This window comes from Polynucleobacter sp. 39-46-10 (assembly GCF_002282275.1).
In genome coordinates this window covers 1-1333 of record NZ_NCJB01000486.1, presented here as the reverse complement: position 1 = coordinate 1333, position 1333 = coordinate 1, and the positions used below count along the sequence as shown (strand labels likewise).

The 1333-nt window shown below is 46.5% G+C and carries 1 protein-coding gene and 1 pseudogene; both read right to left on the bottom strand.

Translation table 11 applies throughout. From position 1 onward, the window contains the following. Nucleotides 1-389, bottom strand: a pseudogene (locus B7X71_RS17025) (cobalt chelatase); the annotation flags it as partial. A 41-nt stretch (nucleotides 390-430) separates the two neighbouring features. Further along, on the bottom strand, nucleotides 431-1333 hold a 903-nt coding region (locus tag B7X71_RS17020), incomplete at its 5' end, for an AAA family ATPase (RefSeq protein ID WP_293601613.1).

Below are 1333 nucleotides of genomic sequence, written 5' to 3'. Positions count from 1 at the left end.
ATGCTTCCCTCAGTACCTCCTTTTGCCATGAACTCATTGAGCCAAGCAATAAAGTGGTTTTGAATATTCTTCTTGGTGCCACTCATGCTGGTAGGGCAAATACTTTCAACGCGGATTTGTTCGAGCACCTCAAATACTAAGGAGCCCATTAAATCGTTTGGCTGAGAGCTTCGGTGTAGGGCTGGATCAGAGTATGCAAGGCGTAAACCTAGGCCATCAAGCATGCCACGGTGATCGGCCCAAGGCTCAAAAAAAAGAGTTGGATTAAGATGGGGCGCTAGTTGTCCAACAAACTCATCACCCTCAAAAAAATTCCAATCACGCATATTGATGCGGGCATTACCAGAGATAGAGCGTACGATTGCTCCGTAGCGCTCTTGAAGCAACATGTCCTCTGATGAAAACGACTGCAAGGTCTGATGCTCCTTAATTAATTTGAAGAGGGCATCGACATTGGTAGCTCGCGATCAAAACATCGCTGATAGTATTCCGCGATGAGGCGCTTTTCCTCTAATTCGCATTTATTTAAAAACGATAATCGAAATGCAAATTCGAGATCGCCAAAGATTGCCCAATTCTCAGCCCAGGTAATGACAGTTCTGGTTGACATCAATGTAGATAAATCCCCCGCAGCAAATCCCTTACGCGTGAGGTTAGCCAGGGCAATCATTTGTGAGGCAAGAGGTGCATTCTCTGGCAAATTTAAATGCGACACTTTTGCTTTAACAATCCGCTCTTCAGCCTGGGGATCTAGGTAATTCAGCGCGGCTACCACATCCCATCGATCCATCTGCCCTTGATTTAGCAGTTGTGTTCCATGATAGATATTGTTCCAGTTACCCAGGCCAACGGTATTGCTGGTCGCAAAAATTCGGAAATAGGGGTGAGGCTCTATCACTCGATTTTGATCAAGCAGGGTTAATCTACCCTCGCGCTCTAGCATTCTCTGGATGACAAACATGACATCTGGCTTGCCGGCATCATATTCATCTAATACAAGAGCAACAGGCCTTTGGAGCGCCCATGGAATGAGGCCTAACTGGAAGTCAGTTACTTGCTGCCCATCCTTAATTGTGATGACGTCTTTGCCTAAAAGGTCCATGCGGGTAATTTGCCCATCCAGATTAATGCGAAGACATGGCCAGTTAAGGCGTGCGGCCACTTGCTCAATGTGGGTGGACTTACCAGTGCCATGCATGCCCTGCAGTAAAACCCGCCGATTAAAGCGAAATCCTGCCAGAAGGGAGATAGTTGTATCGGAATCTAATTGATAGGTGGGATCAATTGTAGGAACAAGCTCATTGGTCTTGGAAAAGCTCGGCACTTCAAAGTC